The organism is Flavobacterium sp. LAR06 (assembly GCF_041946075.1).
In the GTDB taxonomy this organism is placed as follows: domain Bacteria; phylum Bacteroidota; class Bacteroidia; order Flavobacteriales; family Flavobacteriaceae; genus Flavobacterium.
On record NZ_JAUTYT010000013.1, the window covers coordinates 104,449 to 128,719 of the forward strand.

A 24,271-nucleotide genomic window follows, 5' to 3' on the forward strand; every position below is an offset into this window, starting at 1 on the left:
TATTAACTAAAAAACCATAAAAAATGAAACTAAATTTTTTAAATACTATAAAAGCATTGTTTTTTGCGATTGCCATATTCGCACAGGTAAAATGCTCTTCATCAAACGACACCACTGATCCTGTTCCGCCGCCGGTTACACCTCCTGTAACACCTCCGGTTGTTGTCACAAACGATGTCGATTTTTGGCTTACAAAAGGAGATCAAAGCGTTTTATTAGCGAAACAAACCGGAACTTTAGGATTTGGAACTGTTTCTAATACTTATACCAATATCGAAGTAAATGCATCTCAAATGCATCAGACTGTAGATGGTTTTGGTTACACTTTAACAGGAGGAAGTGCTGAAATGATTAATCAATTAACAGCATCAAAAAAGAGTGCTTTATTGAAGGAATTATTTGGTACAGGAGAAAATTCTATTGGCGTAAGTTATCTTAGAATCAGTATTGGTGCGTCAGACTTAAATGCTAGCCCTTTTACCTATGACGATCTCCCAACGGGAGAAACAGATTTAGAATTGGCAAAATTTAGTTTAGCTAAAGATAAAGCTGGAGTAATTGCTCTGTTGAAAGAAATTTTGGTAATCAATCCTAAAATTTTGATTATGGCAACACCATGGTCTGCTCCAGTTTGGATGAAAGATAAAGACAGTTTTATGGGAGGAAAATTACAAACAAAATATTATGATGTGTATGCAAAGTATTTTGTAAAATACATTCAGCAAATGAAGGCTGAAGGAATTACAATTGATGCCATAACGCCTCAAAACGAGCCTTTGCATGACGGAAATAATCCTAGTATGTATATGTCTGCCCCAGATCAGGCTTCTTTTATTAAAAATAATTTAGGGCCTGCTTTTAAAGCTGCAAATCTTAAAGTTAAAATTATTGCATACGATCATAACTGTGATAATCCTAATTACCCAAAAGCAATTTTGGCTGATGTAGACGCTAATCCATTTGTGGATGGATCTGCCTTTCACCTTTATGGTGGAGATATTAGTGCACTTACGAATGTGTACAATTCTTACCCAACTAAAAATGTCTATTTTACAGAGCAATGGACTTCTTCTGCAGCCAGTTTTGATGGCGATTTAAAATGGCATCTTAGAAATGTAATCATTGGTTCTATGAGAAATTATAGTAAAAATGCGCTTGAGTGGAATTTAGCCAATGACGGCAATTTTCAACCTCATACTGATGGTGGATGTTCTATGTGTAAAGGTGCTTTGACAATAACTTCAAGCGAGGCTTTTCAACGTAATGTTGCTTATTACATCATTGCCCATGCTTCAAAATTTGTTCCAATGGGTTCTGTTAGAATTGGAAGTAATTCAGGTGGTAGCTTGCAAAATGTAGCTTTTATAACGCCTTCCGGATCAAAAGTATTAATTGTTGAAAATGATGGAGATGCAACCGAAAGTTTCAATATCAAGTTCAATGGTAAATGGACTACCACATCTTTACCTGCAGGAGCGGTTGGCACATATACCTGGAAATAGTCACATAATTTTTAACGGAGAGAAATCAGTTTTCAGATGAAAAAAATATTTATAACAGTACAGCTTTTACTTTCAGTTGCTTCTTTTAGCCAAGGTTTTTTGCATAGAGACGGACAAAATATTGTTGACGGAAATGGAAAAAATATAATATTAAGAGGTCTAGGTCTAGGCGGCTGGATGGTGCAGGAAGGCTATATGTTACAAACGCAGCCTTTTGCGAGTCCACAATATCAAATTAAACAAAAAATTCAGGAAGTAGCCGGAGAAAAAGGAACAAAAGAATTTTATGCCGCTTATAAGGCAAACGGAATTACAAAACGAGATATCGATTCATTAGCAGCCTGGGGTTTCAATTCGGTTCGTTTGCCAATGCATTACAACTTGTACACACCATCAATTCAGGAAGAAAAAAATGGTGAAATAACCTGGATTGAAGAAGGTTTTACCATGACAGATAATTTATTGAAATGGTGTGCCGAAAACAAAATGTATCTGATTTTAGATTTGCACGCAGCTCCGGGCGGACAAGGAAACGATGCGGCAATATCTGATTATGACACGACTAAACCTGCGTTGTGGCAAAGTGAAGCCAATCAGAAAAAAATGATTGCTTTATGGAAAAAATTAGCTTCCCGTTATAGAGATAATCAATGGATTGGAGCTTACGATATTATCAACGAACCAAACTGGAATTTTACCGGAACCAATAAAAACGGTTGCGATGAAAATTCTAATGGGCCATTAAGAGAGTTGATGGTTGCAGTTACAAAAGCAATTCGAGAAGTTGATCCCAATCACATGGTTATTATCGAAGGGAATTGCTGGGGAAATAATTACAACGGCGTTTTTCCTTTATGGGATGAAAATATGGCATTGAGTTTTCATAAATATTGGAATTACAATGACAAAGAATCCATCCAGAAAATGTTGGATTACAGAACACAATATAACGTTCCGATTTGGTTGGGAGAAAGTGGAGAAAATTCTAATGTTTGGTTCAAAGACGCACTTACGCTAATGGAAACCAATAATATTGGATGGGCTTTTTGGCCAATGAAAAAAATAGAAAATATTGCCGGCGTGACTTCGGTTACAAAAATTCCTGAATATGATATTTTACTAAAATATTGGAAAGATGGAGGGCAAAAACCATCAGAAGATTTTGCCAAAAAAACGTTGATGAAAATGGCAGATAATTACAAAATGGAAAATGTAACGGTTAAGCCAGATGTTATTGATGCAATGTTCAGACAAGTTCAGACAAATGACACTAAACCATATAAAAAACAGGTGATTCCTGGAAAAATTATTGCAACGCAATATGATCTGGGAACAAACGGATATGCTTATTCGGATAAAGATTTTGTGAATTACAGAGTGGCAACAGGAACTTTTGATCAATGGAACAAAGGCAATACCATGAGAAATGATGGTGTTGATATTTTACCATGCAAAGATTCAGGATCAAACGGTTATCAGGTTTCTTTTATTGAGGATGGAGAATGGCTGCAATTTACTTCAGAAGTTAAAAAACAGAATGATTATAAAGTTGCTATTCATTATTCAAGTGAAAGTTCTGAAGGGAAACTTCATTTAGAAACAGAGGGTGGAAATAAATCAGAAACCATCACACTTCCTGCAACTGGCGACAGTAACAAATGGAAAACTATTATTTTATCAGGAGTAAAGTTAAATGCCGGAACAAACAAAATTAAAGTGGTTTTCGAAAAAGGAGGTTTTAATCTGAATTACTTGGATTTTTCACAAGCTAAAAAAGGTGCATCAAAAAAGTAAAAACTAATTCAAATTAATAATGATGAAAATAAAGAATTACATGAAAAAAGTAGGGACTTTTACTTTTTTATTATTGTTTGGCTTCCAGTCTTGTAGCAGCGGTAGCGACGCAGGTGATGGAACTCCTGTATTGCCAGCACCTTCAAATCTTACTGTTAAAATGGAAGTAGTTGGTAAAACGAATGATAAACCTGATGGAGATGGAAGTGGGAAAGTGCATTTTACCTTTAATGCAGCAAATGCAATTTCATATAAAGTCTTAATTGATGGTCAGGCAAAAGAACTGAAAAATGGCGATTTAACTTATGAATTCACAGCTTCGGGAACTAAAAATTATCCCATAATTGTTTCGGCTTATAATGCTGCAGGGCAATTTGTGAGTAAAATTACTTCTGTCACTGTTTTTGTTGCGCGAAAAATACTTTGGGCTGATGAATTTGATGTTAATGGTTCTCCAAATACCTCAAAATGGGGATATGATTTAGGAACAGGAAATGGTTTTGGTAATAATGAATTGCAGTATTATACCAATAGGCCAGAAAATGTAATTATCGAAAATGGTATTTTAAAAATAAAAGCGATTAAAGAAGAGTACATGGGAAGTCACTATACTTCATCGAGAATGCTTACAAAAGGGAAGTTTTCATTTAAATATGGAAGAGCTGAAGTTCGTGCAAAACTGCCTGTTGGCGGCGGAACATGGCCTGCGTTCTGGATGTTAGGCGCTAATATTGACACTGCTGGCTGGCCATTATGTGGAGAAGTAGATATTTTAGAATCTGTTGGAAACAATCCAAATGTAAATCATTCCTCTTTGCATTCGCCTGGGCGTTCGGGAAATACCCCTGACACTGCTATTATAACCGTTCCAAATTCAGCAACAGAATTTCATGTTTATGCCGCTGATTGGTCTGCAGATAGTATTAAGTTTTATGTGGACGATCAATTGTTCTACACATATGTAAATAGCGCTTCAACACCATTTAATCAAAACTTTTTTCTGATTTTGAATTTAGCCATGGGAGGTAATTTTGGAGGAACAGTTGATCCAAATTTCACCAATGCAACTTTCGAAGTTGATTACGTCAGAGTGTATAATTAACATAAGTTTTAAATTGATTTTTTTCAGTAAAGCCTCGGAAAGCCTAGCTTTACAAGATTAAAATTTTTTAAATATGAAAAAGATAAATTCAATTGTTTTAGTGGTAATGCTGCTTTTGGTAAGCGGTTCATTTTATGGTCAAAATTTAAAAATTATGACCTACAATATTCGTTTAGATGTGGCTTCAGATGGAGAAAATGCATGGTCAAACCGAAAGGATTATTTTACTTCTCAAGTACAATTTTATAGTCCGGATATTTTTGGGGTCCAGGAAGCACTGCCAAACCAGGTTATAGATATTGCTTCGGCTTTTCCAAAATACAACAAGTTTGGAATAGGAAGAGAAGAAGCAGGAACAGGTGAAGCCTGTACGATTTATTATAAAAAAGATCGCTTTAAAGTTCAGGATTCTAATACATTTTGGTTGTCAGAAACACCAAATGTAGTTTCAAGAGGATGGGATGCGGCTTGTAACCGAGTTTGTACCTATGGCCTTTTTACCGATTTGAAAACAAAAAAAATATTTTGGGTTTTTAACCTGCATTTGGACCATATGGGTGAAGAAGCAAGAGTAAAGGGAGTGCAGTTAGTACTTTCAAAAATTGCAGCGATTAACAGCAAAAAATATCCTGTTTTTTTAATGGGGGATTTTAATTCGGAACCAGATACTAAACAAATTGTAGCCATTAAAAAAGTAATGGACGATACCAGAGATGTTTCTAAAGAAAAACCATTCGGGCCATCAGGAACTTTTAACGGTTTTAAACAGGATCAACCAGTAACATTATTAATAGATTACATTTTTGTGTCTAAAAATAGTGGTCTAAAAATAGAAAAACACGCAGTGCTAAGCGATTCTAAAGATTTAAAATATCCTTCAGATCACTTACCTGTCTTAATAGAAATAGATTAAATATGAAAAATAGTATGAAAAAACTCCAGATTTTACTTTTACTGCCACTTATTGCAGTTCAGATAAAATGTGGATCTTCAAAAAATGCTGCTGCCAATTTCGGTAAAGCTCAATCGTGGATCACGACTACAGATGAATCATCAAAATTGCTAAAGCAAAATGATTTGGTTTTTAATTCAGAAACGAATTCGAACCAAACCATTACAGTCGACGCTTCTCAGAAATTTCAAACTATTGAAGGTTTTGGATTTTCTTTGACAGGAGGAAGTGCTCAGGCAATTTTAAAATTGGATAAAGCTAAAAGAGCAGCATTGCTTCAGGAGCTTTTTTCAAGAAAAGAAGATGCCATTGGTTTGAGTTATTTAAGAATTAGTATTGGTGCTTCAGATTTGAATGAAACTGTTTTTTCGTATGATGATATGCCGGAAGGCCAAACCGATTTAAAACTGGAACATTTTAACCTTGGTCCGGATTTAAAAGATGTAGTGCCGGTTTTAAAAGAAATTTTAGCTATAAATCCGGATATTAAAATTATGGGTTCTCCATGGTCTCCACCAGTATGGATGAAAGACAACGGAAGCTCTAAAGGAGGAAGTTTACAACCTAAATATTATCAGGTTTACGCCGAGTATTTTGTAAAATATATTCAGGCAATGAAAGCGGAGGGAATTGTAATTGACGCAATCACACCTCAAAATGAACCTCTTCATCCTGGAAATAATCCAAGTTTATTGATGCTTGCAGAACAACAGGCAGATTTCATTGGGAATCATTTAGGTCCCGCTTTTGCGAAAGCAAAAATTAAAACCAAAATTGTGATTTACGATCATAATTGCAATAAACCAGAATATCCTCTCACAATTTTAAAAGACGCAAAAGCAAATCCTTTTATAGCCGGTTCTGCATTTCATTTATATGAAGGAGATATCAGCGCAATGTCTACAGTTCACGATGCTTATCCAAACAAAGATTTATATTTTACAGAGCAATACACAGGATCAGGAAGTAATTTTGAATCGGATTTGAAATGGAGTGTAAAAAATGTAGTAATTGGTTCGATGCGTAACTGGAGTAAAATTGCGCTTTCGTGGGGATTAGCAAATGATGAATTCTACAAACCTTTTACACCAGGTGGTTGTTCGACTTGTAAAGGCGCTTTAATGATTGATAAAAATCAAAATATCAAAAGAGAAGTTGGATATTATATTATCGGACACGCTTCAAAATTTGTTCCGGAAGGATCAGTAAGAATCGGAAGTAATATTAGTGGAAATCTTTATAATGTCGCTTTCAAAACGCCATCAGGACAAATTGTTCTCATTGTAGAAAATGACGGAACTGCAGCAGAAACATTCAATATCAAATGCAATCAAAAACAAATTTCAACTACTTTAAACGCAGGTGCAGTAGCCACTTACGTTTGGTAATCAAAATTAAATTCATGAAGAAATTAACCACATTTACCTTGTTGATGGTCTCGTTTTTTGCGGCCGCACAACAAGAAACAATCGATCAGAAAGTAAATGCCTTACTGAAGAAGATGACTATTGAAGAAAAAATTGGTCAGCTAAATCAGTATACAGGAGATAACTCAGCAACGGGACCAATTACGATTAATCCAAACAAACAAGCCGAAATTAAGGCAGGTTTAGTGGGTTCGATGTTAAACATCATCGGAACAAAATATACACGACAATATCAGGAATTGGCGATGCAGTCACGTCTTAAAATTCCGTTGTTGTTTGGTCAGGACGTTATTCACGGTTACAAAACTACATTCCCAATTCCGTTAGCCGAGGCTGCAAGCTGGGATTTAGCAGCAATCGAATTGGCTGCCAGAGTTGCGGCGACAGAAGCTTCTGCAAGTGGTATTCACTGGACATTTGCTCCAATGGTGGATATTGGACGTGATCCGCGTTGGGGTCGTGTAATGGAAGGTGCCGGAGAAGATACTTACCTGGGATCTAAAATTGCTTATGCCAGAGTAAAAGGTTTTCAGGGAAATAAATTAGGAGATTTAAATTCTGTTATGGCTTGCGTAAAACACTTCGCGGCCTACGGTGCAGGTGTTGGAGGGAGAGATTATAACTCAGTTGATATGAGCGAGAGAATGTTGCTTGAAACGTATTTACCTCCGTTTAAAGCGGCTTTAGATGCTGGTGCAGCAACTTTTATGAATTCATTTAATGATTTAAACGGAATTCCCGCAACTGGAAATTCTCATTTGCAGCGTGATATTTTGAAAGGAAAATGGAACTTTCAGGGATTCGTAGTTTCAGATTGGGGTTCAATTGGAGAAATGGTAGCACACGGTTATTCAAAAGATCTTAAAGAAGCCGCTTATTCGGCAATTACGGCCGGAAGTGATATGGATATGGAAAGTAATGCTTACCGTTATAATCTAGCAGAATTGATTAAAGAAGGAAGAGTTTCTGTTGATTTGGTTGATGATGCTGTAAAACGTATTCTTCGCAAAAAAATCGAATTAGGTTTATTTGATGATCCTTACCGATATTCAGATGATAAAAGAGCTGAAAAAGCATTAAGCAATCCTGAAAACAGAAAAGCAGCACTTGAAGTAGCGCAGAAAAGTATTGTTTTATTAAAGAATGAAAACCAGACTTTACCGCTTTCTAAAAGTGTAAAAACAATTGCATTTATTGGACCAATGGTAAAAGAATACAAAGCCAATATGGGATTTTGGTCAGTTGAATTACCAGAGGTAAATTATGATAAATGGGTAGTTTCGCAATGGGATGGTTTACAAAATAAAGTGAGTAAAAACACTAAATTATTGTACGCAAAAGGTTGTGAAGTTGACGGAGACAATAAAGATGGTTTTGCCGAAGCGGTGGCAACAGCAAAACAAGCTGATGTTGTTATTTTGAGCATTGGTGAAAGACGCGATATGAGCGGTGAAGCAAAAAGCAGAAGTGATCTTCATTTGCCAGGTGTTCAGGAAGATTTAGTAAAAGCGATTCAGGCAACAGGAAAACCAGTTGTGGTTTTGGTAAATGCAGGAAGACCTCTTATTTTTAACTGGACTGCAGATAATGTGCCTGCAATTGTGTACACTTGGTGGTTAGGAACCGAAGCTGGAAATGCAATCGCAAATGTTTTATTTGGTGATTATAATCCGTCTGGAAAATTGCCTATGACTTTCCCAAGAGAAGTAGGGCAGGTGCCAATTTATTACAATCATTTCAGCACGGGAAGACCAGCTAAAGATGAGGATTCAAAAAATTATGTTTCAGCTTATATCGATTTAAAAAACTCTCCGAAATTTCCTTTCGGATATGGTTTGAGTTATACAAAATTTGATTATTCAGGTTTGAAATTATCTTCAACGAAAATCAAAAGTAACGAAACAATTAAGGTCTCTTTTCAATTATCAAATATTGGAAAAGTGGCTGGAGAAGAAGTGGTACAATTATATTTAAAAGACAAATTCGGATCTGTTGTAAGACCGGTTTTAGAACTGAAAGATTTCCAAAAAGTGAAATTAAATGCTGGAGAATCTAAAACAATTGAATTTACAATTGACAAAGAAAAACTTTCTTTCTACAATAATAAATTAGAATGGGTTGCTGAGCCGGGAGATTTTGAAGTAATGATTGGAGCTTCGTCAGCAGATATTAAACTAAAATCAGATTTTGAATTAGTACAGTAATATAGAATGTCAATTAAAATTGGCGTTATGGATTTTATAAAGGTTTTGAATTATTTCAAAACGGTATTTATAAAATCCATAGCGCCAATTCCTTTATAAGATGCGTATAAGGCTTTATCAAAAGCTTCGCGTTTTGCCTTCTTGTCTTTCGCTTCAGTTTCAATAATCATTTGATTGAAAATTTTTTCCTGTTGCTCACTATATTTTATTGATTCTTCTAAAAGATACGTTTTAGAAACAAACCCGAATGAGGTCCAGATTTTGGTTCTAATTTTTTCATTGATATTTTTTAACGGATTGGTATTCATATCTCTTGCATTGACTTTCTTTATTTTGTAAACGAAGCTTAAAAATAGAATTATTCTTACTTTTACGCTTCAATAATAACAAATGATTTAATTAATGTGTTATTATGACGCAATGTACTTATTTTTTTTATATTGCATTTTAATTTTAAGTTAAAATTGTGATCCATACACTTCTTTATTAAGGTTTTATTTCTGTACTAATTCTTTTGAATTGGATCAAAAGTGTTTTCGTTTTATAAAAATGAATTACATTGCAAGATAATTTGACACTGAAAAAGGGGATTTAATTGAAAAACGAATGCTAAAAGACATTATAGAAAATAATGAAAATTATCAGCCCGGACTGTCGATCGACTGTGTTATTTTTGGCTTTCATGACAATCAGCTAAAGGTTTTATTGATCAAAATTCCGCATCGTGAAACGTGGTCTTTGCCGGGTGGATTTATTCCGGTAGATCAGGATATTGATGTTGCGGCAGTTACCGTTTTAAATGAAAGAACTGGTGTAGAAGGTATTTTTTTAAGGCAATTTGCTACTTTCGGAAAAGTAAAACGAAACGATCAGCATTTTGATAAAAAGATCTTGGAGTATTTAAAAATTGAAGAAGAAAAAGGGAAATGGCTGATGCGTCGTTTTGTGACGATTGGCTATTATGCCTTAGTCGATTTTCTAAAAACTATTCCAAAACCAGCTAATAAAGACGAAGTAATTGAGTGGATCGATCACAAAGAAGTACCCGAACTTATTCTGGATCACAAAGAAATTCTGGATAAAGCTTTAGATACTTTAAGAATGGAATTAAACTTAATGCCAGTTGGATACAATTTATTACCAGAGAAATTCACCATTCCGGAACTTCAGAAATTATACGAAACAATCTTAGATAAAAAACTGGACAGAAGAAATTTTCTTAGAAAAATAACCAACATCGGAATCTTGACGAAATTAGACGAAAAGAAAAGCAATGTCGCTCACAAAGCGCCAAATTTGTATACTTTTGATAAAGATAAATATGAAGAAGTCTTGAAAAACGGACTGAATCAAGGCTGGTAAAATTAGAATTAATTTTAAATTTAGCGATTATGGTCTCAATTGAAACTTTTAGAAAATTAGCCATGTCATTTCCCAATGCTACAGAAGAACCACATTTCGAGAAAACTTCTTTTCGTGTCAATAAGAAAATATTCGGCACATTTGATGAAAAGAACAACAGAGCGGTTTTAAAATTAAATGAAATCGATCAATCTGTTTTTTGTGCTTCAAGTGAAAAGATTTTTTATCCAATTCCAAACAAATGGGGAAAACAAGGCTGGACGATAGTTGAATTTTCAGAAGTAAGACCCGAAATGTTTGAAGACGCTTTGATACTATCTTATGAAAATGTAATTTCAAAAAAGAAATAAGTTCTATCTGACAATCGTTCTAAAAGTCAAATTTACTCTCGGTTTTGAAGTTGTTTTGGTTGGCGGCAAACGATGAAGCCAATGTGTTTGTGTTTCATCTTTCATCACTAATAAACTACCGTGTTCCAGAATTAAGGAAACAACTTCTTTTGTTTCTTTGTGTTTGAAACCAAATTTACGTTCCGCTCCAAAACTGACAGAACCAATTGCGCCATTCTTCTTTAAATCTTTTTCGGCGTCGCTGTGCCAGGCCATTCCTTCCTCTCCGGAATGATACAAATTAAGCAAGCAGGAGTTGAATGTTTCGCCTGTTTTTTCTTCAATAATGGCTTTTAATTCCAAAAGTTCTTTTGTCCAGGGAAGTGCTTTTTTGGTGGTATTCGAATACGTATATTCAAAACCCGAATCACCGTACCAGGCCACTTTTCGTTTGGTTAAAATTAATTTTCCGAAGATAATCGCTTCGTCATTTTTCCATTCAATTGTGTTCAAAAGAATATCTAAATAATGGTTTGAATCTTCACGAGAAAATAATCTTCCGTAATAATTCACCGTTCCATCTTTCGGAAGCAGGTTTGTATTTTCGTCTGTATGTGGATTAAATAAGTCCATTTTTCCAGTTTTGATATTCGGTTTTTATGCAATGTCCGCAAGGTCTGAAACCATTTTCCATAGCTTCGTTTTCAGATAAAAAGAAAACCCGGTTTTCGCGTTTCATTCTTTTACCGGAAGAACATTTTAAGGTTCCGTAGATTTTTAGTTTCCGGTTTCCACCGAAGCAAATTTCTGCATTTTTAATTTTATTTCTAAGATCGGAATCAAGAATTTTGTTGTGGTGTATCATTTGTTTTTTTTAGGTTCAAGGTACAAAGGCACAAAGATGCCAGCTTATGAGGAAACCTCTGAACCTCTGAACCTTTGTACCTCTGCATCTTTGCTCCTTAAGATAACGCATCATGAAAAATAATCCCCAATGTATGTCGTTCTCCAGAATGAATTTCACTCACACCATGTTTCATATTAACACGATAATATCCTTTTGTGCCTTTTACCGGTCTGAAATTGGTTGTAAAAACCAAAACGTCACCTTTTTTAGGTTTCAAAACAATCGCTTTTGATTGCGCTCTGGGCGTTTGTTGAGTTAAGACAAATTCGCCTCCTGTAAAATCTTCACCAGGCTCGTTTAGAAAAAGAACTATTTGAATAGGAAAATAAACATCTCCGTATAAATCCTGATGCAAAGTATTAAAACCACTTTTACCATATTTTAAAATTAAAACTGTTGCTTTTAGTTGATTATTAGCGTGACATTGTTCGATCAATTTTTCATGTGTTTCAGGAAAAACAGTATTGATGTTTAATACTTTCATCCATGAATTTGCAATTGGTGCCAGCTTTGGATAAATAGATGAACGAATGCTTTGAATCAAATCCGGAAGTGGATAATTAAAGTATTTATATTCACCTAAACCAAATCGGTATCGCTCCATAACAACTGTTTTTCGGTATAAATTTGGATTATCATAATCGAATTTTAAATCTTCGCATTCTTCGGTAGTAAGTAAATTGGGAATAATCGCAAATCCATTTTCGTGCATAGATTCGGTGATGCTTTCCCAATTTTGAAAAGCAATTTTTGATTGTATATTTTGCATGGAATTAAGTTTAGAGATCTGAATTTAGTTGCGCGCCTTCCCAGCCAATTATAGCTGTTTTTCGAGTATTTCCCCACATATAACCGCCAAAGGTTCCTGTGGATTGAATAACACGATGACATGGAATTAAAAACGCTACAGGATTGCTTCCAATTGCTGTTCCGACAGCGCGTGAAGCATTTGGTTTTTCAATTTGATGTGCTATAGAGCCGTAAGTAGAAAGTTGTCCCATTGGAATTTTAAGCAACGTTTCCCAAACTTTCAATTGAAAATCGGTGCCTTTTAAATGCAGTTTAATTTCAGATAATTTGCTCCAGTCGTTTTGGAAAATAAATAAGGCATTTTGTTGTACTAAATCCAGTTTCCGGGAGAAGGTTGCGTTTGGGAATTTATGTTTTAAATCTTCAAATCCGATTTCTTCGTTTTCGGCGAAAGCCATAAAACAAACCCCTTTTTGGGTAGAAGCAACTATAATATTCCCAAACGGACTTTCGGCAAAGCTGAAATTAATGTCTAAATTCTTTCCGCCATTTTTATATTCCGCTGGTGTCATTCCTTCGATGTTCACGAACAAATCATGAAGACGACTTGTTCCGGAAAGTCCGGTATCAAAAGCAGCATCAAATAAAGTGGCCTGATTGTCTTCTTTCAGAATTTTTTTAGCATGTTCGACACTTATATATTGCAAAAACTTCTTCGGACTTGTGCCGGCCCATTCGGTAAACAAACGCTGAAAATGAAACGGACTCAAATGCACTTTTTCGGCAACTTCATCAAGATTAGGCTGCGCTTTAAAATTGGCTTTGATATAATCAATCGCATCGGCGATTCTATTATAATTGATGTTTTCCTGTGTGTTCATTTCTTTCAATTTTATAAGGCAAATATCGACAGGGTTTAGCAGTCATAAAATCCGAAACTTGCTTTGTTTTTGTTTCAGGTTTCAGTTTCACGTTCTGTAGCAACTTGAAACTTGAAACAATTTTTTCAATAAATTAGAAATTAATGCGCGGTAGTTTTAGAAAAAACATTGATTACTACAACACCAATCATAATTAAAGCCAATCCAATAATGGCTGGTAAATCTGGAATTTGCTTAAAGAAAACCGCGCCAATTATGGTAATCAAAACAATTCCGACGCCGGACCAAATGGCGTACGCAATGCCAACCGGAATGGTTCTGATGGCAAAACTTAAAAAGAAAAACGCAGCAAAATAGCCTATAATTGTAATAATGCTGGGAATAAGCTGCGTAAATTGTTCTGATCTTTTTAAGGCAGAAGTAGCAATGATTTCAAATAGTATGGCGATTCCTAAAAAGAAGAAGTTTTTCATGTTTCACGTTTTTGCAAAGTTAAGCTTTGTTTTTGAGTGAGATCTAAAAAGAATCATTTAAGACTATCTTTTGACATAGAAATGCTTATTAGTTTATAACCATTTTCGGTTCTTAAAAATTCGAAATGATCCTGACCAAAATCCTCACTGTCTTTTGAGGTTATTACTATGTTCTTAACTGGGTATTGCCACTCTTTGGATTCATGACAATTATTAAAATAATCTTCATATTCTCTTGCTTCGAATATAAATTGATTTAAACCATCAGCCGAAATGAAATAGTCCGTTTTTTCAGAGTTTAATTCTTGTAATTTTAATTTTAAAAGATTGTAATTCTGTTCGATAAATTTAGTTTTTGATTCATTGATCCATCCATTTGGGTTTTTCCAATAGGTGATTTTTTCAAATGAATGTTTCGCTAGGTTGTCTTTGGATAGGTTCGAAAGCAAACTATTTTTGAGCCATAATTTAAACTCTTTATCATAATTAATAAAAGAATAATACTGACCATCAATTCCATGAAAAATTTGTATTACAGGATCCTTAGTTGGTGTTTTTGATTTCTGTACAGAATAAAAATTCAGATCATAATCGTTTTCATATTCAAAATTTTCGACTAAGACTTTATTGTTGGTATCAATAAGAAATTCTTTTCCACCAGTCCAGCCGTAATGTTCGTCGTCAAACTTTTTCTTAATAGCGCCTTTTAATGCGACAATCAGTCCGTTTCTGGCTTTTGTTAAATTGTTGTATACTGCTGGAATTACAATTTTGCCTTCAGCATTAAACATTCCCATTTTATCGGTTTTTGGATCTCTAAAACGAATGAAACCTTCATTTTCGCAATCTGGTCCGTTGTCAAAAATATACAAGCTGTCAAGGCCGACAATTTTTCCGGATTTGGTTAAGTAATAACTTTTCCAACTATCCTTTACATCTTCGCTTACGGCCATGATAGCATCAAATTTATGGGCAGAAGTCAATCTCGTAAACTTTGGCGTTATTTTGATGTTGCCGTTCTTGTCCTTAAATCCGATGTGTGTGGTGTCTTTATCCCAAAATGAAATCCAGGTGTCATTATTTTGAGCCAATAGGGAATACGATAAAAAGAGAAACGCATAAAGAAGGATATTCTTTTTCATAAAATTTATTTATCGAAGATTAATTTTCGATTCGTTATTTTTTGCCTCCTCAAAACAAGCAGTGCATAACATTTTAAAATCGGCTTTGGCCTGAAAAATATCAGTCCATTCCTCCTCATTATCAAGAAGCCATTGTTCACATTCTCCGCACCACGCAATTTGCGGAAGGTCTTCTTCGGCTTCGGAATAGAAAAAACCAACTTTTGCTTTATTGTCAATAGCCATGGCAATATGTATGCAGGTAAAAGACATATCCTTTGAGCCATGTTTTTTACATAAAATTTTTTCAATCATACTTTTTAGTCGTGTTTTTTGAAGCAATTTTACATGACTTCAATTAACTTATATTTTAGTGTATTATTTTCAAATTCAGTATGTAAAGTCAATTCGGTTTCTCTGTCGTTTTGAGTAAAAAGTTTTACTTCTATTCCAAATGCCTCTCCGGCATCATATTTAAAAATACTGAATTTTGATTCCGAAATCTCTAATTGAGGAAAATCAGCAGTTTTAAAGTACTCAAATAATTCTTCTTTAATTTCAGCAAGAACTGCCGATTTAATTCCGAACTTGGCTTCTAAGTTGTTAGTGTTCATTGAATTAATTTCGTCTATTAATTGACTGTTTAATTCGAAAGCTATTTTTTGAATATCTTTTTCTGTCATAATGTAGTAGGAGATAAATAGAAAGCGCAGCAGAAACAAATTTCGTATAATTATCAGCTAAGTATTTAGCTCAATGGAAAAATTATTTTTTTCTTTCCTGCTTTTCTTTTTCTTTTTTTGCCTTTTCTTCTTCTTTAACTCTTTTTTCTTCTTCGTGTTTTTTGATAAGTTCTTCTTTTTGGATTTTTGCAGCCTGAATTTGGTTTTGCAAATCCTGAATTTTCTTTGAACTTTTGTCTAAATCAGCTTGTGATTTATTTACTTTTTCTTCAGATTTTTGAACTTTCTTTTTCGATTTTTCAATATCTTTTTTAAGATCGGCATTGTCATTTACTTTGTTTTCAAAACTGGCCAATTCTTCTTGATTAGCCTTTAAATCGGCTTCTTTTTCTGTTGATTTAAGCTGTAATTTCTTTAGTTTTCTTTCGTCATTAGCCAGCTTTTCTTCTGATGTTTGAATATTATTAAGATTACGGGCAAGATCGCGCTGTTGCTGCTGCTGTTGCATAAACATTTGGTTTTGCTGTCTGACCATAGCATTGTTGGTCTGCATTTGCCTTTGCATGCTGGACTGCGCCATCGAAAATAAAGGCAAAAGTGCAAGTAATATTAAAATTAGGCGTGTTCTCATAATTTAGTCAGGTATTTGGGGATGAAATTTCAAATGTAAAACTTAAATTGAAAAAAAGTGTATAAAATATCTGATTAAATCTCGCTAATTTGAAACCTAAAAATTGTATTTTTCAAAAAAAAACTATGAATAGAATTCTATTGATATTAAGTGTCTTTATATGAGGAATAGAAATATCCACTACGACGGAGCAAATAGTGCGATCATTGCGATAAGTGGGTGTTATGCGCAAAGTAATTTTACCTTCTTATTGGTATAGTGGCAAGCCTCTATAATTTTAGTTTTAGTTTAAGTGTAAATTGTTTTTGTTATGGATTGAATGATAGTCCAACGCTAAAAAACAATCGTACTTTATCGATGTTGTTGATCCAGGAAGCGTCAAAATGAATTGGGCCTAAAATGGATTGATAAGAAATCGCTGTTCCTCCTGAAAGTACAAGACTTGGGTTGTCATTTTCATCCCACTTTCCTTTTGGACTAAATACATGACCGATATAATCGTCGAAAGTGTCAAAACCTACACTAGCAATATTAAAGTGTGGAGTGAGATAAATTTTTCCGGTTAAATTTATTTGAGAGCCAAGTTTAACTCCCATATACTGTGTGACATTGAGCTCGTCCTCATGCAGGCCGGGAAATGAAAAACGATTACTGCCAGAGCTCGGAATAATGCCTCCCAAAAAATATTTTGCGGCATAACCAAATCCTGAAAACGGAATTTGATCATCTTTAAGTTTGTCCTGAAAAATAAAATAAGAATCAAATCCTATAATTCCCGTAATTTTCTTTTTTAAGAGTGCTCTCTTTTCAAAACCAAAACCAAATTTTGTGTAGCCATTTGTTGAACCGGAAATACGTGTTAAATCAGGATCCGAAAAAGAAGCATCTATATCACTTAGAAATGATCGCGCTATATTTGTTTTTATAATGGTTCCGTTTGTGGCAAAAAAAACTTTGTCCATATCATTATAAGAATAATGCATGTTGAATTCAATATTATTAGAGTCGTAGTTGGTTATATTGACGGAGTTAGGATTGTATTCCCGGTCATATTTTGGTTTTAGATTGGAGTAGCTATAGTTTAAGCCAAAACCTACATAACTTTTTAATGAATTTAAATTTCTGTTTACCTCATTATTGAGTTCAAAAGCATTATAAAGTATGTTGTCTGATGCTTTACCATTTATATAAATTTCTTGTCGCAGCAGGGCGCCATAAGCTTCAGATACCCACCACCATTCTCTGTATTGCCCAAAATTCTTCTGATAATTGATTCTCGCTTTTGGCTGTTCAGCAATATCTACTGTTATAAGGAGACGGGAGGCATCGGCAAGCACATTTCGGCCGGTATAATTAAAAATGATTCCGACACCTCTGTAAGTGTCATAATGTATTGAGGTGTTGAGCTGATTTTCGGCGCGTTCGAATCCAAACAATGTAATTCCTAATTTATCTTTTTCTGTGATAAAGTAGCTATACGTAATTTGATCAAAAAGATTAGTACCCATGGCTCTGTTAATTCCGGCTATTAAATCTTTGGTGGTGTATTTTACATGTGTTTTAAGGTTTGCTCTCCCAACCACTAAAGGCATATTCTCAGGACTTATTTTTTTATAAACAATTGTGTCCAGCACAAATTCTTTTGGCATATCTGGCAACGCATGCGTTCGTTGCGGAAAAGCTTTTAGTTTTTCTGATAATGAAACTAAAGCCGGAAGATTTTGATTTGTTGCTATTTTACCATCTTTGTAGATTTCGTCACTATCTGCAAAATCAGCCGTGGAGAAACGTAAGTTAGGCAAATGATCAACCAATATTGTACAAAGATCGCGGTTTGCAGGATTCTTAATATTACTCGGAAACATACTGGTCTGCATCAAAATGGTCATCAGATTATTTAGCTTATCCATTGGTTCCATTCCTCCCCCTACGTCGCTTCCAATAATAATATCGGCCCCCATTTCTTTGGCAACATCTGTTGGGAAATTATTTAAAACTCCTCCGTCTACTAATACTGTTTTGTCGTAAGGCATTGGCTTAAAAACGGCAGGCAAAGACATACTGGCTCTCATGGCATACGATAAACTTCCCTTACTCAAAATAACTTCTTTTCCTTCAACCAAGTCGGTAGCCATAGCCCGAAAGGGAATTGGGAGACTGTCAAAATCTCTAACATTGTATACAGGAAAGGTTAATTCAGAAAGGTATTCTCTCAGATTTTGATCATTTAAAAGAGAACCAATGCTATTAAGTTTTCCATCTTTAACACCTATACCAACTAAATATCTTTGAAATTCTCGTTTTTCTTCTGCACTTACAGATCGCAACGATTGGCCTCCGCCAAGGAGTTTATCCCAATAAATGTTTTTGGTAATTTTTTCGATACTGTCTCCGGAATATCCCATGGCATACAAGCCTCCAATGATACTTCCCATACTGTTTCCAACAATAAGATCAGGGACAATGTGTAAGGAATCGAGTTTTTGCAAAAGCGGAATATGTGCAATTCCTTTTGCTCCACCACCGCTTAATACTAATACGACTTTAGGTTTTTTTTCCTGAGAAAAAAGGATTTGTGGAAGACTTAGTAAAAATAAGAAGACGATTAAATAAGTAGTTTTTTTCAAGCTTGTACTGTTTAAGTAATTGAGAAATAGAGCCTTATTTTGATTATTAAAAGTAAGCAGATATTTGTAAACGTGCAATCTTTTGAGAGAAATGTTTTTTTAGTGGAGTATGTAAACAGTAAACCCTCACATTTCTGCGAGGGTTTATTATTCTCCGTGTCTTGTATATTTAGCTTCTTCAATAGCTTTTTCAAGATCTTCTACTTTTTTTGATTCTGATTCTACCTCTGCTTTTGATTCATTTACTTTATCTTGAGATTTAGCTATTTGCAGTTTTAATTTTTCAATTCTTTTTTGATGATCATTGCTCCTGTCTTTAGTATTTTCAAGATTTTTTAATAGCTCTTGCTCCTTTTTCAAATCATCTTCCAAATCCCAGGCCTTTCTTGCTAATTTTATTAGTTTTTGTTCTTCTCTTGCCAATTTGGCTTGCGCCTTTTCTACATGAGTTAAAGTAGAAAGTGGCTTCATGGTTGGTAATTGTACTAACTGTGGTGGTTTTTCATCTCCAATTCCAAAAGGATGTCGAGGAGTAAATTGTGCTTTAGAAGGATTGAAGTTTTGTGCATTTATATAAAGTGGTAATATCATGATTATTATTACAACAAGACGTATTCCCATAATTTGGTTTTTGGTTTTCAAAAATAGGCTTATATTTTAAAATGAATTAAAGAAAATAGTAATTTATTGGTTTTTAAATACCGTTTCGAGTGAGGGATAGGAAAGGTTACAGAAGTAACCCGGATAGCCCGACAGCATGCCGGTAAGAGGGCGAATACGCGCAAAGTAATTTTGCCCTCTTATCGGGATGGTGGCACACCCTTATTATTTTAAATTTTAGACTTCTGATTTTAGATTAAAAAACAAAACCCGACAGATTTTTAAAATCTATCGGGTTTGAAATAGGTATTAAAGAGATTCAGATTTAGAATCTAAAATCTAAATTCAGAAATCTAAAATTTACTAGTATCTGTAGTACTCTGGTTTGAATGGACCTTCAACCGGAACACCAATATAAGCAGCCTGATCGTCACGTAAAGTTTCCAATTCAACTCCTAATTTAGCTAAGTGTAAAGCAGCAACTTTTTCATCTAAATGTTTTGGTAACATGTAAACGTCATTGTTGTAAGCGGCACTGTTTTTCCATAATTCGATTTGGGCCAAAGTTTGGTTTGTAAATGAGTTACTCATTACAAAACTTGGGTGACCTGTAGCACAACCAAGGTTTACTAAACGACCTTCAGCCAAAATGATGATATCTTTTCCTGCGATAGTATATTTGTCAACCTGAGGTTTGATTTCGATTTTAGATGCACCGTGGTTTTTGTTCAACCAAGCCATATCAATTTCGTTATCAAAGTGTCCGATGTTACAAACAACAGTTTTGTCTTTCATTTGCTCGAAGTGCTCTCCAAGAACGATATCTTTATTTCCTGTAGTTGTAATGATGATATCAGCATTAGCAATTACAGTGTTTAATTTTTTAACTTCATAACCGTCCATTGCAGCTTGTAAAGCACAAATTGGATCGATTTCAGTAACTGTTACAATAGATCCTGCACCTCTGAAAGAAGCAGCAGTTCCTTTTCCAACGTCACCGTATCCACAAACGATTACTCTTTTTCCCGCTAACATTAAGTCAGTTGCACGACGAACTGCATCTACTGCAGATTCTTTACAACCGTATTTGTTATCAAATTTAGATTTAGTAACAGAATCGTTAATGTTGATTGCAGGCATTGGTAAAGTTCCGGCTTTTACTCTTTCGTAAAGTCTGTGAACTCCAGTTGTAGTTTCTTCAGATAAACCTTTGATTCCAGGAACCAATTCTGGGAAACGGTCAATAACCATGTTTGTTAAATCTCCACCATCATCCAAAATCATGTTCAATGGTTTTCTGTCTTCACCAAAGAATAAAGTTTGCTCAATACACCAGTCAAATGATTGCTCATCAAGACCTTTCCAAGCGTAAACCTGAATTCCTGCAGCAGCAATAGCAGCAGCAGCCTGATCCTGAGTAGAGAAAATATTACAAGAAGACCAAGTAACTTCAGCACCAAGAGCAATTAAAGTTTCGATCAAAACAGCAGTTTGAATCGTCATGTGCAAACATCCAGCGATACGAGCACCAGCAAGTGGTTGTTCGTCTTTGTATTCAGCACGAAGTGCCATTAAACCTGGCATTTCAGCTTCAGCTAGTTCAATTTCTTTTCTTCCCCAAGCCGCTAGAGAAATGTCTTTTACTTTGAAAGCCACATAAGGCGTAGTTGTAGTACTCATTTATAGTGTATATTTGTATATTGTAAAATTTTTGCAAATTTACGGAATACCTTTGGAATTTTTACTATTTCTGTAAGATTTGTGAAATGTTTAATTTCTTAATCTTTAGAACATTAGTTTGTAAATTGTTTTTTAGAAGCTAATCCTGTTGTCCACTATATCTTTTGTGACGGGAACCCCATCACAAAAGGATGCCTCCCGATAGCATCGGGACCATCAGGGCTAAAAAGACGAGACATTAAATTACAAGTTTAGTTTTCAAAAGGAAAAATAATTCACAATTAACCATTCATAATTTACAATTAAACAAGTAATGCCTTTATTTAAAACCATACAGTGTAACGAAACGACCAAACTTTTAATTTGGGAAATAACCGAATCTTTCGAAGAGTTATTAAGCAAAGTAGTTTTGAAAGAAAAAACACAGTTGAGGTTAAACGGAATGAAATCTCAGTTGCATCAGCGTGCTTTTTTAAGCGTTCGTATGCTGATTCAGGAAATGGGTTTTACAGATAAAGATTTACATTATGATGAATTCGGGAAACCTTATTTCGATTGTCATAATTATATTTCAATTACACATTCTTATCATTTTGCAGCCATTATCATCAGTCACGAGACTGTTGGAATTGATATGGAATTACAGCGAGAGAAAATCCGTAAAATCGCGGATAAATTTGTTGATACCGAATTTGAATATTTAAATCCGAATGTTTCTGAAGAATACATCAAGAAACTTACTGTAATCTGGGGTGCGAAAGAAGCAATCTTCAAAATCAGAAACGAAAAAGGAATCAGCTTTAAAGATCATATTAGAGTTGGCGATTTTTCTTTGGATAAAGAACAAACACAGGCCAGCCTACATTTTGATGATTTGATTAAAGATTTCCATGTGCATTACGAGGAAATCAAATCTGATAATTTTGAAGGGAAGTTTACTTTGGTTTATGCTTTTGAGAAATAGTTTTTAGATTAAATTCCAATAAAAAAAAATCCAAATTCCAAACTCTGCGGATTTGTGTTAGGTACAATCTTGTCATTTCAATGACAAAAACTAAATCTCACTTTCTTTTTTACGATGCTCAAACATACTCATATATAAAAATGTACTCATTTTTCGGGCGCGGCGTTTAAGGGTATCTGCGTTTTCGCCTTCAAAATGTTCGTCGATAGTTTGAAACCAATGATTCAGCCAGATCCCGAATTCGTTTGAAGTAATTTTTCCGCCAAACTGAGCGTCAACTTCATTGTGTACTTCATGCGGATTGCCTTTGTATTTTTTGACTGCAAATAAATTGGTTTCCCAAAAATCAGTCAGTTTTTCGAGATGAGCGTCCCAATCTTTAATCATGGTATTAAAATAAAAACCAATTTCTTCATCGACTCTTATTTTAGCATAGAACTGATGTACTAGAAATTCGACATCAGCTCTATTTTCTATTTGCTTTTTCATAGTACAAAACTATTCAGAAATATTAGTAAAACACTTAATACAGCGCTTAAAATAATAAGGTTAAAAACTACTTTATGTTTCATTTGCGCTAAGATTGAAGTGTTGGCAAAAACACAAGCCAATACAATAATAGCCAGCTGAATCATTTGTCCAATAGAAGTTCCGTGTGAAAGAATGTACATCGCAGCGGCACCACCTAAACAGCTTTGACCAATTACAGCCATTGCTGCTGAACCCATATAATTTTTATTGAAATTTTCGAATGTTGTTTGATATAGTGTCATGATATTGAGATTTTTATACTACAAAGGTACAGGCACAATACATCTTCATTTTATGACTTTAATCATAAAACAGCAACTTTTTTATCTGTATACTTTTCTGTTTATAATCTTCAAAAGACCTTTTTTCTCCAACGCTTTTATGGTTCTAATTACGGTTTCAACACGCAGGCCGGTTAAATCTCCAATTTGTTGTCTGGTAAAATTAATGAGGTAGCCATTCGCATCTTTCTTAAAATTAAAATAAGCGATCCCGTGGTCAATTAATTTCAAAACGCGATGTTCGGGTTCCTGAGTAGACATTTCTGCCGCCATAACCGATTTGTAATACAATCGCTGTGCTAAATTCTCGATTATTTTAAGACTTATTGACGGATTTTCTTCCAGTAATTTTAGGAAATTGCTTTTAGAGAGAAGAAGAATTTCTGAATCGTCAACCGCGATAGCATTTGCCGGATAATTTTGATTTAAAAATAGCGGAGGTTCACCAAAAGATTGTTCTTTATAAAAAATTCCCTGAATGAATTCGCGGCCATCATCATTATAATTGCTCATTTTTACCTCTCCGAAAATAACCTGATAATAATGTGTTGGCAAATTTCCTTCTTCAAAAATAATTTCATTTTTGTCAAAAGACTTTTTTAAAGCGCCGTATTTTTCTAATAATTCAGGAGCAATCATGCTTTCATTTATTTAGTTGTCAAAAGCTATTGTGCAAATATAATTCATTCAAAATAGTTCTTCTGCATTAAAAAACTTTTACTTTTACGCCCGCTATGAAACAAAGAATATCCAACATACACCAACAGATTTTGGAAGCTAAAAAGAAGGGGCAAAAATTGCTGGCCATACTTTTAGATCCGGATAAAATTGTATGGGAAAATTTAGATCATTTATTAGATAAAATAAAGCAATCGCCAGCAACGCACATTTTTGTGGGAGGAAGTATTGTACAGGCTACCATTCTGGAAGATTTACTTGCCGAATTAAAACAAAAAACAAATTTACCCGTTTTGATATTTCCCGGCGATCCGTCGCAGATTTCACCTCAGGCAGATGCTATTTTGTTCTTGTCTTTATTGTCTGGAAGAAATCCGGATTATTTAATTGAATATCAGGTTCAGGCGGCACCAATTCTGAAAAAGACGAATCTTGAAGTTATTTCAACAGGATATATTTTAATAGAAAGTGGCAACGAAACAGCTGTAGCGCGGGTAAGTAAAACAAAGCCGCTTAAACGTGAAAATCTTGATTTGGTTTTGGCCACAGCACAAGCCGGAGAAATGCTGGGTAATAAATTAATGTATTTGGAGGCAGGAAGTGGAGCAAAAAATGCAGTGCCTCTGAAAATGATACAGTTAATAGCGCAAAACATCGAAATTCCTATAATTGTTGGCGGAGGAATTGTAGATTTGCATGGAATTCAAAATGCCTATAAAGCTGGTGCCGATTTAGTAGTTATTGGAACTGCTTTTGAAAACGACAGTCATTTTTTTGAAGCCTAAATCATAA

General features: G+C 34.6%; 26 protein-coding genes. 10 read left to right on the forward strand and 16 right to left on the reverse strand.

What is annotated here, in order from left to right:
• The first annotated feature begins 23 nt into the window (after positions 1 to 23).
• The 6 genes from Q7C23_RS18305 (at position 24) to Q7C23_RS18330 (ending at position 8,981) form a co-directional block, all read left to right on the forward strand.
• The gene (locus Q7C23_RS18305) at positions 24 to 1,502 is read left to right on the forward strand and encodes a glycoside hydrolase family 30 beta sandwich domain-containing protein (RefSeq protein WP_375033855.1); all 1,479 of its coding nucleotides are present in this window, start codon (positions 24 to 26) and stop codon (positions 1,500 to 1,502) included.
• A gap of 36 nt (positions 1,503 to 1,538) precedes the next feature.
• Positions 1,539 to 3,296, forward strand: coding sequence for a cellulase family glycosylhydrolase (locus Q7C23_RS18310; RefSeq protein WP_375033856.1), 1,758 nt, complete (start codon positions 1,539 to 1,541; stop codon positions 3,294 to 3,296).
• A 40-nt stretch (positions 3,297 to 3,336) separates the two neighbouring features.
• Complete coding sequence (locus Q7C23_RS18315) at positions 3,337 to 4,398, forward strand: glycoside hydrolase family 16 protein (protein ID WP_375033857.1); 1,062 nt, start codon at positions 3,337 to 3,339, stop codon at positions 4,396 to 4,398.
• 73 nt (positions 4,399 to 4,471) lie between these two features.
• A complete protein-coding gene (locus tag Q7C23_RS18320; RefSeq protein ID WP_375033858.1) occupies positions 4,472 to 5,311 on the forward strand; it encodes an endonuclease/exonuclease/phosphatase family protein in 840 nt (279 codons plus the stop codon).
• Positions 5,312 to 5,313: 2 nt separating this feature from the next.
• Positions 5,314 to 6,738 (forward strand): glycoside hydrolase family 30 beta sandwich domain-containing protein, encoded by a 1,425-nt coding sequence (locus Q7C23_RS18325; RefSeq protein ID WP_375033859.1) that lies wholly within the window; start codon positions 5,314 to 5,316, stop codon positions 6,736 to 6,738.
• Positions 6,739 to 6,752: 14 nt separating this feature from the next.
• Positions 6,753 to 8,981, forward strand: coding sequence for a glycoside hydrolase family 3 N-terminal domain-containing protein (locus tag Q7C23_RS18330; RefSeq protein ID WP_375033860.1), 2,229 nt, complete (start codon positions 6,753 to 6,755; stop codon positions 8,979 to 8,981).
• A gap of 50 nt (positions 8,982 to 9,031) precedes the next feature.
• Here Q7C23_RS18330 and Q7C23_RS18335 read toward each other — a convergent pair whose 3' ends face one another.
• Positions 9,032 to 9,289: a hypothetical protein gene (locus Q7C23_RS18335; protein WP_375033861.1), complete on the reverse strand. Its 258-nt coding sequence runs from the start codon at positions 9,287 to 9,289 to the stop codon at positions 9,032 to 9,034.
• Positions 9,290 to 9,587: 298 nt separating this feature from the next.
• Here Q7C23_RS18335 and Q7C23_RS18340 point away from each other — a divergent pair, with 298 nt between their 5' ends.
• Positions 9,588 to 10,343: an NUDIX domain-containing protein gene (locus Q7C23_RS18340; RefSeq protein ID WP_375033862.1), complete on the forward strand. Its 756-nt coding sequence runs from the start codon at positions 9,588 to 9,590 to the stop codon at positions 10,341 to 10,343.
• Between the two features lie 29 nt (positions 10,344 to 10,372).
• A complete protein-coding gene (locus tag Q7C23_RS18345) occupies positions 10,373 to 10,693 on the forward strand; it encodes an MmcQ/YjbR family DNA-binding protein (protein WP_375033863.1) in 321 nt (106 codons plus the stop codon).
• 3 nt (positions 10,694 to 10,696) lie between these two features.
• Here Q7C23_RS18345 and Q7C23_RS18350 read toward each other — a convergent pair whose 3' ends face one another.
• From Q7C23_RS18350 to ahcY, 12 genes are all read right to left on the reverse strand, one after another.
• Positions 10,697 to 11,305 (reverse strand): alpha-ketoglutarate-dependent dioxygenase AlkB, encoded by a 609-nt coding sequence (locus tag Q7C23_RS18350; protein ID WP_375033864.1) that lies wholly within the window; start codon positions 11,303 to 11,305, stop codon positions 10,697 to 10,699.
• Positions 11,292 to 11,537 (reverse strand): Ada metal-binding domain-containing protein, encoded by a 246-nt coding sequence (locus Q7C23_RS18355; protein ID WP_375033865.1) that lies wholly within the window; start codon positions 11,535 to 11,537, stop codon positions 11,292 to 11,294. The genes Q7C23_RS18350 and Q7C23_RS18355 overlap by 14 nt, the downstream gene beginning before the upstream one ends.
• A 97-nt stretch (positions 11,538 to 11,634) precedes the next feature.
• On the reverse strand, positions 11,635 to 12,348 hold the full coding sequence (locus Q7C23_RS18360; RefSeq protein ID WP_375033866.1) for a 2OG-Fe(II) oxygenase: 714 nt from the start codon (positions 12,346 to 12,348) through the stop codon (positions 11,635 to 11,637).
• A 10-nt stretch (positions 12,349 to 12,358) separates the two neighbouring features.
• Positions 12,359 to 13,210, reverse strand: a complete 852-nt coding sequence (locus tag Q7C23_RS18365; protein WP_375033867.1) for a methylated-DNA--[protein]-cysteine S-methyltransferase — start codon at positions 13,208 to 13,210, stop codon at positions 12,359 to 12,361.
• Between the two features lie 140 nt (positions 13,211 to 13,350).
• The gene (locus Q7C23_RS18370; protein ID WP_375033868.1) at positions 13,351 to 13,683 is read right to left on the reverse strand and encodes a DMT family transporter; all 333 of its coding nucleotides are present in this window, start codon (positions 13,681 to 13,683) and stop codon (positions 13,351 to 13,353) included.
• A gap of 53 nt (positions 13,684 to 13,736) precedes the next feature.
• Positions 13,737 to 14,825: a WG repeat-containing protein gene (locus Q7C23_RS18375; RefSeq protein ID WP_375033869.1), complete on the reverse strand. Its 1,089-nt coding sequence runs from the start codon at positions 14,823 to 14,825 to the stop codon at positions 13,737 to 13,739.
• A 9-nt stretch (positions 14,826 to 14,834) separates the two neighbouring features.
• Complete coding sequence (locus Q7C23_RS18380; RefSeq protein WP_375033870.1) at positions 14,835 to 15,119, reverse strand: hypothetical protein; 285 nt, start codon at positions 15,117 to 15,119, stop codon at positions 14,835 to 14,837.
• 29 nt (positions 15,120 to 15,148) lie between these two features.
• Positions 15,149 to 15,487 (reverse strand): hypothetical protein, encoded by a 339-nt coding sequence (locus tag Q7C23_RS18385; RefSeq protein ID WP_375033871.1) that lies wholly within the window; start codon positions 15,485 to 15,487, stop codon positions 15,149 to 15,151.
• Positions 15,488 to 15,569: 82 nt separating this feature from the next.
• Positions 15,570 to 16,118 carry a hypothetical protein gene (locus Q7C23_RS18390; protein ID WP_375033872.1) on the reverse strand — a complete coding sequence of 183 codons (549 nt, stop codon included), beginning with the start codon at positions 16,116 to 16,118 and terminating at the stop codon, positions 15,570 to 15,572.
• Positions 16,119 to 16,426: 308 nt separating this feature from the next.
• On the reverse strand, positions 16,427 to 18,745 hold the full coding sequence (locus Q7C23_RS18395; RefSeq protein WP_375033873.1) for a patatin-like phospholipase family protein: 2,319 nt from the start codon (positions 18,743 to 18,745) through the stop codon (positions 16,427 to 16,429).
• 147 nt (positions 18,746 to 18,892) lie between these two features.
• Positions 18,893 to 19,366, reverse strand: coding sequence for a hypothetical protein (locus tag Q7C23_RS18400; RefSeq protein WP_375033874.1), 474 nt, complete (start codon positions 19,364 to 19,366; stop codon positions 18,893 to 18,895).
• A gap of 342 nt (positions 19,367 to 19,708) precedes the next feature.
• On the reverse strand, positions 19,709 to 21,025 hold the full coding sequence (ahcY, locus tag Q7C23_RS18405; RefSeq protein WP_026983772.1) for an adenosylhomocysteinase: 1,317 nt from the start codon (positions 21,023 to 21,025) through the stop codon (positions 19,709 to 19,711).
• A 313-nt stretch (positions 21,026 to 21,338) separates the two neighbouring features.
• Between ahcY and Q7C23_RS18410 the strand changes: the two genes are divergently transcribed.
• The gene (locus Q7C23_RS18410) at positions 21,339 to 21,989 is read left to right on the forward strand and encodes a 4'-phosphopantetheinyl transferase family protein (protein WP_375033875.1); all 651 of its coding nucleotides are present in this window, start codon (positions 21,339 to 21,341) and stop codon (positions 21,987 to 21,989) included.
• Between the two features lie 90 nt (positions 21,990 to 22,079).
• Here Q7C23_RS18410 and Q7C23_RS18415 read toward each other — a convergent pair whose 3' ends face one another.
• The 3 genes from Q7C23_RS18415 to Q7C23_RS18425 all read right to left on the reverse strand — a co-directional run bounded on the left by Q7C23_RS18415 (position 22,080) and on the right by Q7C23_RS18425 (position 23,440).
• Complete coding sequence (locus Q7C23_RS18415; RefSeq protein WP_375033876.1) at positions 22,080 to 22,478, reverse strand: group III truncated hemoglobin; 399 nt, start codon at positions 22,476 to 22,478, stop codon at positions 22,080 to 22,082.
• Positions 22,475 to 22,762, reverse strand: coding sequence for a hypothetical protein (locus tag Q7C23_RS18420; protein WP_072970482.1), 288 nt, complete (start codon positions 22,760 to 22,762; stop codon positions 22,475 to 22,477). Before Q7C23_RS18420 ends, Q7C23_RS18415 begins: the two co-directional genes overlap by 4 nt.
• An 81-nt stretch (positions 22,763 to 22,843) precedes the next feature.
• Positions 22,844 to 23,440, reverse strand: a complete 597-nt coding sequence (locus Q7C23_RS18425) for a Crp/Fnr family transcriptional regulator (protein ID WP_375033877.1) — start codon at positions 23,438 to 23,440, stop codon at positions 22,844 to 22,846.
• Between the two features lie 95 nt (positions 23,441 to 23,535).
• Between Q7C23_RS18425 and Q7C23_RS18430 the strand changes: the two genes are divergently transcribed.
• On the forward strand, positions 23,536 to 24,264 hold the full coding sequence (locus tag Q7C23_RS18430; protein ID WP_375033878.1) for a geranylgeranylglyceryl/heptaprenylglyceryl phosphate synthase: 729 nt from the start codon (positions 23,536 to 23,538) through the stop codon (positions 24,262 to 24,264).
• Positions 24,265 to 24,271 lie beyond the last annotated feature (7 nt).

Bases quoted from the DNA above. Each gene is read 5' to 3' on its own strand.
- Q7C23_RS18305 (WP_375033855.1), top strand. From the start codon at position 24: ATGAAACTAAATTTTTTAAATACTATAAAAGCATTGTTTTTTGCGATT.
- Q7C23_RS18375 (WP_375033869.1), bottom strand. From the start codon at position 14,825: ATGAAAAAGAATATCCTTCTTTATGCGTTTCTCTTTTTATCGTATTCC.
- Q7C23_RS18315 (WP_375033857.1), top strand. From the start codon at position 3,337: ATGAAAAAAGTAGGGACTTTTACTTTTTTATTATTGTTTGGCTTCCAG.
- Q7C23_RS18335 (WP_375033861.1), bottom strand. From the start codon at position 9,289: ATGAATACCAATCCGTTAAAAAATATCAATGAAAAAATTAGAACCAAA.
- Q7C23_RS18430 (WP_375033878.1), top strand. From the start codon at position 23,536: ATGAAACAAAGAATATCCAACATACACCAACAGATTTTGGAAGCTAAA.
- Q7C23_RS18345 (WP_375033863.1), top strand. From the start codon at position 10,373: ATGGTCTCAATTGAAACTTTTAGAAAATTAGCCATGTCATTTCCCAAT.
- Q7C23_RS18415 (WP_375033876.1), bottom strand. From the start codon at position 22,478: ATGAAAAAGCAAATAGAAAATAGAGCTGATGTCGAATTTCTAGTACAT.
- Q7C23_RS18350 (WP_375033864.1), bottom strand. From the start codon at position 11,305: ATGGACTTATTTAATCCACATACAGACGAAAATACAAACCTGCTTCCG.
- Q7C23_RS18330 (WP_375033860.1), top strand. From the start codon at position 6,753: ATGAAGAAATTAACCACATTTACCTTGTTGATGGTCTCGTTTTTTGCG.
- Q7C23_RS18390 (WP_375033872.1), bottom strand. From the start codon at position 16,118: ATGAGAACACGCCTAATTTTAATATTACTTGCACTTTTGCCTTTATTT.
- Q7C23_RS18380 (WP_375033870.1), bottom strand. From the start codon at position 15,119: ATGATTGAAAAAATTTTATGTAAAAAACATGGCTCAAAGGATATGTCT.
- Q7C23_RS18360 (WP_375033866.1), bottom strand. From the start codon at position 12,348: ATGCAAAATATACAATCAAAAATTGCTTTTCAAAATTGGGAAAGCATC.
- Q7C23_RS18325 (WP_375033859.1), top strand. From the start codon at position 5,314: ATGAAAAATAGTATGAAAAAACTCCAGATTTTACTTTTACTGCCACTT.
- Q7C23_RS18410 (WP_375033875.1), top strand. From the start codon at position 21,339: ATGCCTTTATTTAAAACCATACAGTGTAACGAAACGACCAAACTTTTA.
- Q7C23_RS18425 (WP_375033877.1), bottom strand. From the start codon at position 23,440: ATGATTGCTCCTGAATTATTAGAAAAATACGGCGCTTTAAAAAAGTCT.
- Q7C23_RS18400 (WP_375033874.1), bottom strand. From the start codon at position 19,366: ATGGGAATACGTCTTGTTGTAATAATAATCATGATATTACCACTTTAT.
- Q7C23_RS18420 (WP_072970482.1), bottom strand. From the start codon at position 22,762: ATGACACTATATCAAACAACATTCGAAAATTTCAATAAAAATTATATG.
- Q7C23_RS18370 (WP_375033868.1), bottom strand. From the start codon at position 13,683: ATGAAAAACTTCTTCTTTTTAGGAATCGCCATACTATTTGAAATCATT.
- Q7C23_RS18355 (WP_375033865.1), bottom strand. From the start codon at position 11,537: ATGATACACCACAACAAAATTCTTGATTCCGATCTTAGAAATAAAATT.
- Q7C23_RS18310 (WP_375033856.1), top strand. From the start codon at position 1,539: ATGAAAAAAATATTTATAACAGTACAGCTTTTACTTTCAGTTGCTTCT.
- Q7C23_RS18365 (WP_375033867.1), bottom strand. From the start codon at position 13,210: ATGAACACACAGGAAAACATCAATTATAATAGAATCGCCGATGCGATT.
- ahcY (WP_026983772.1), bottom strand. From the start codon at position 21,025: ATGAGTACTACAACTACGCCTTATGTGGCTTTCAAAGTAAAAGACATT.
- Q7C23_RS18385 (WP_375033871.1), bottom strand. From the start codon at position 15,487: ATGACAGAAAAAGATATTCAAAAAATAGCTTTCGAATTAAACAGTCAA.
- Q7C23_RS18320 (WP_375033858.1), top strand. From the start codon at position 4,472: ATGAAAAAGATAAATTCAATTGTTTTAGTGGTAATGCTGCTTTTGGTA.
- Q7C23_RS18340 (WP_375033862.1), top strand. From the start codon at position 9,588: ATGCTAAAAGACATTATAGAAAATAATGAAAATTATCAGCCCGGACTG.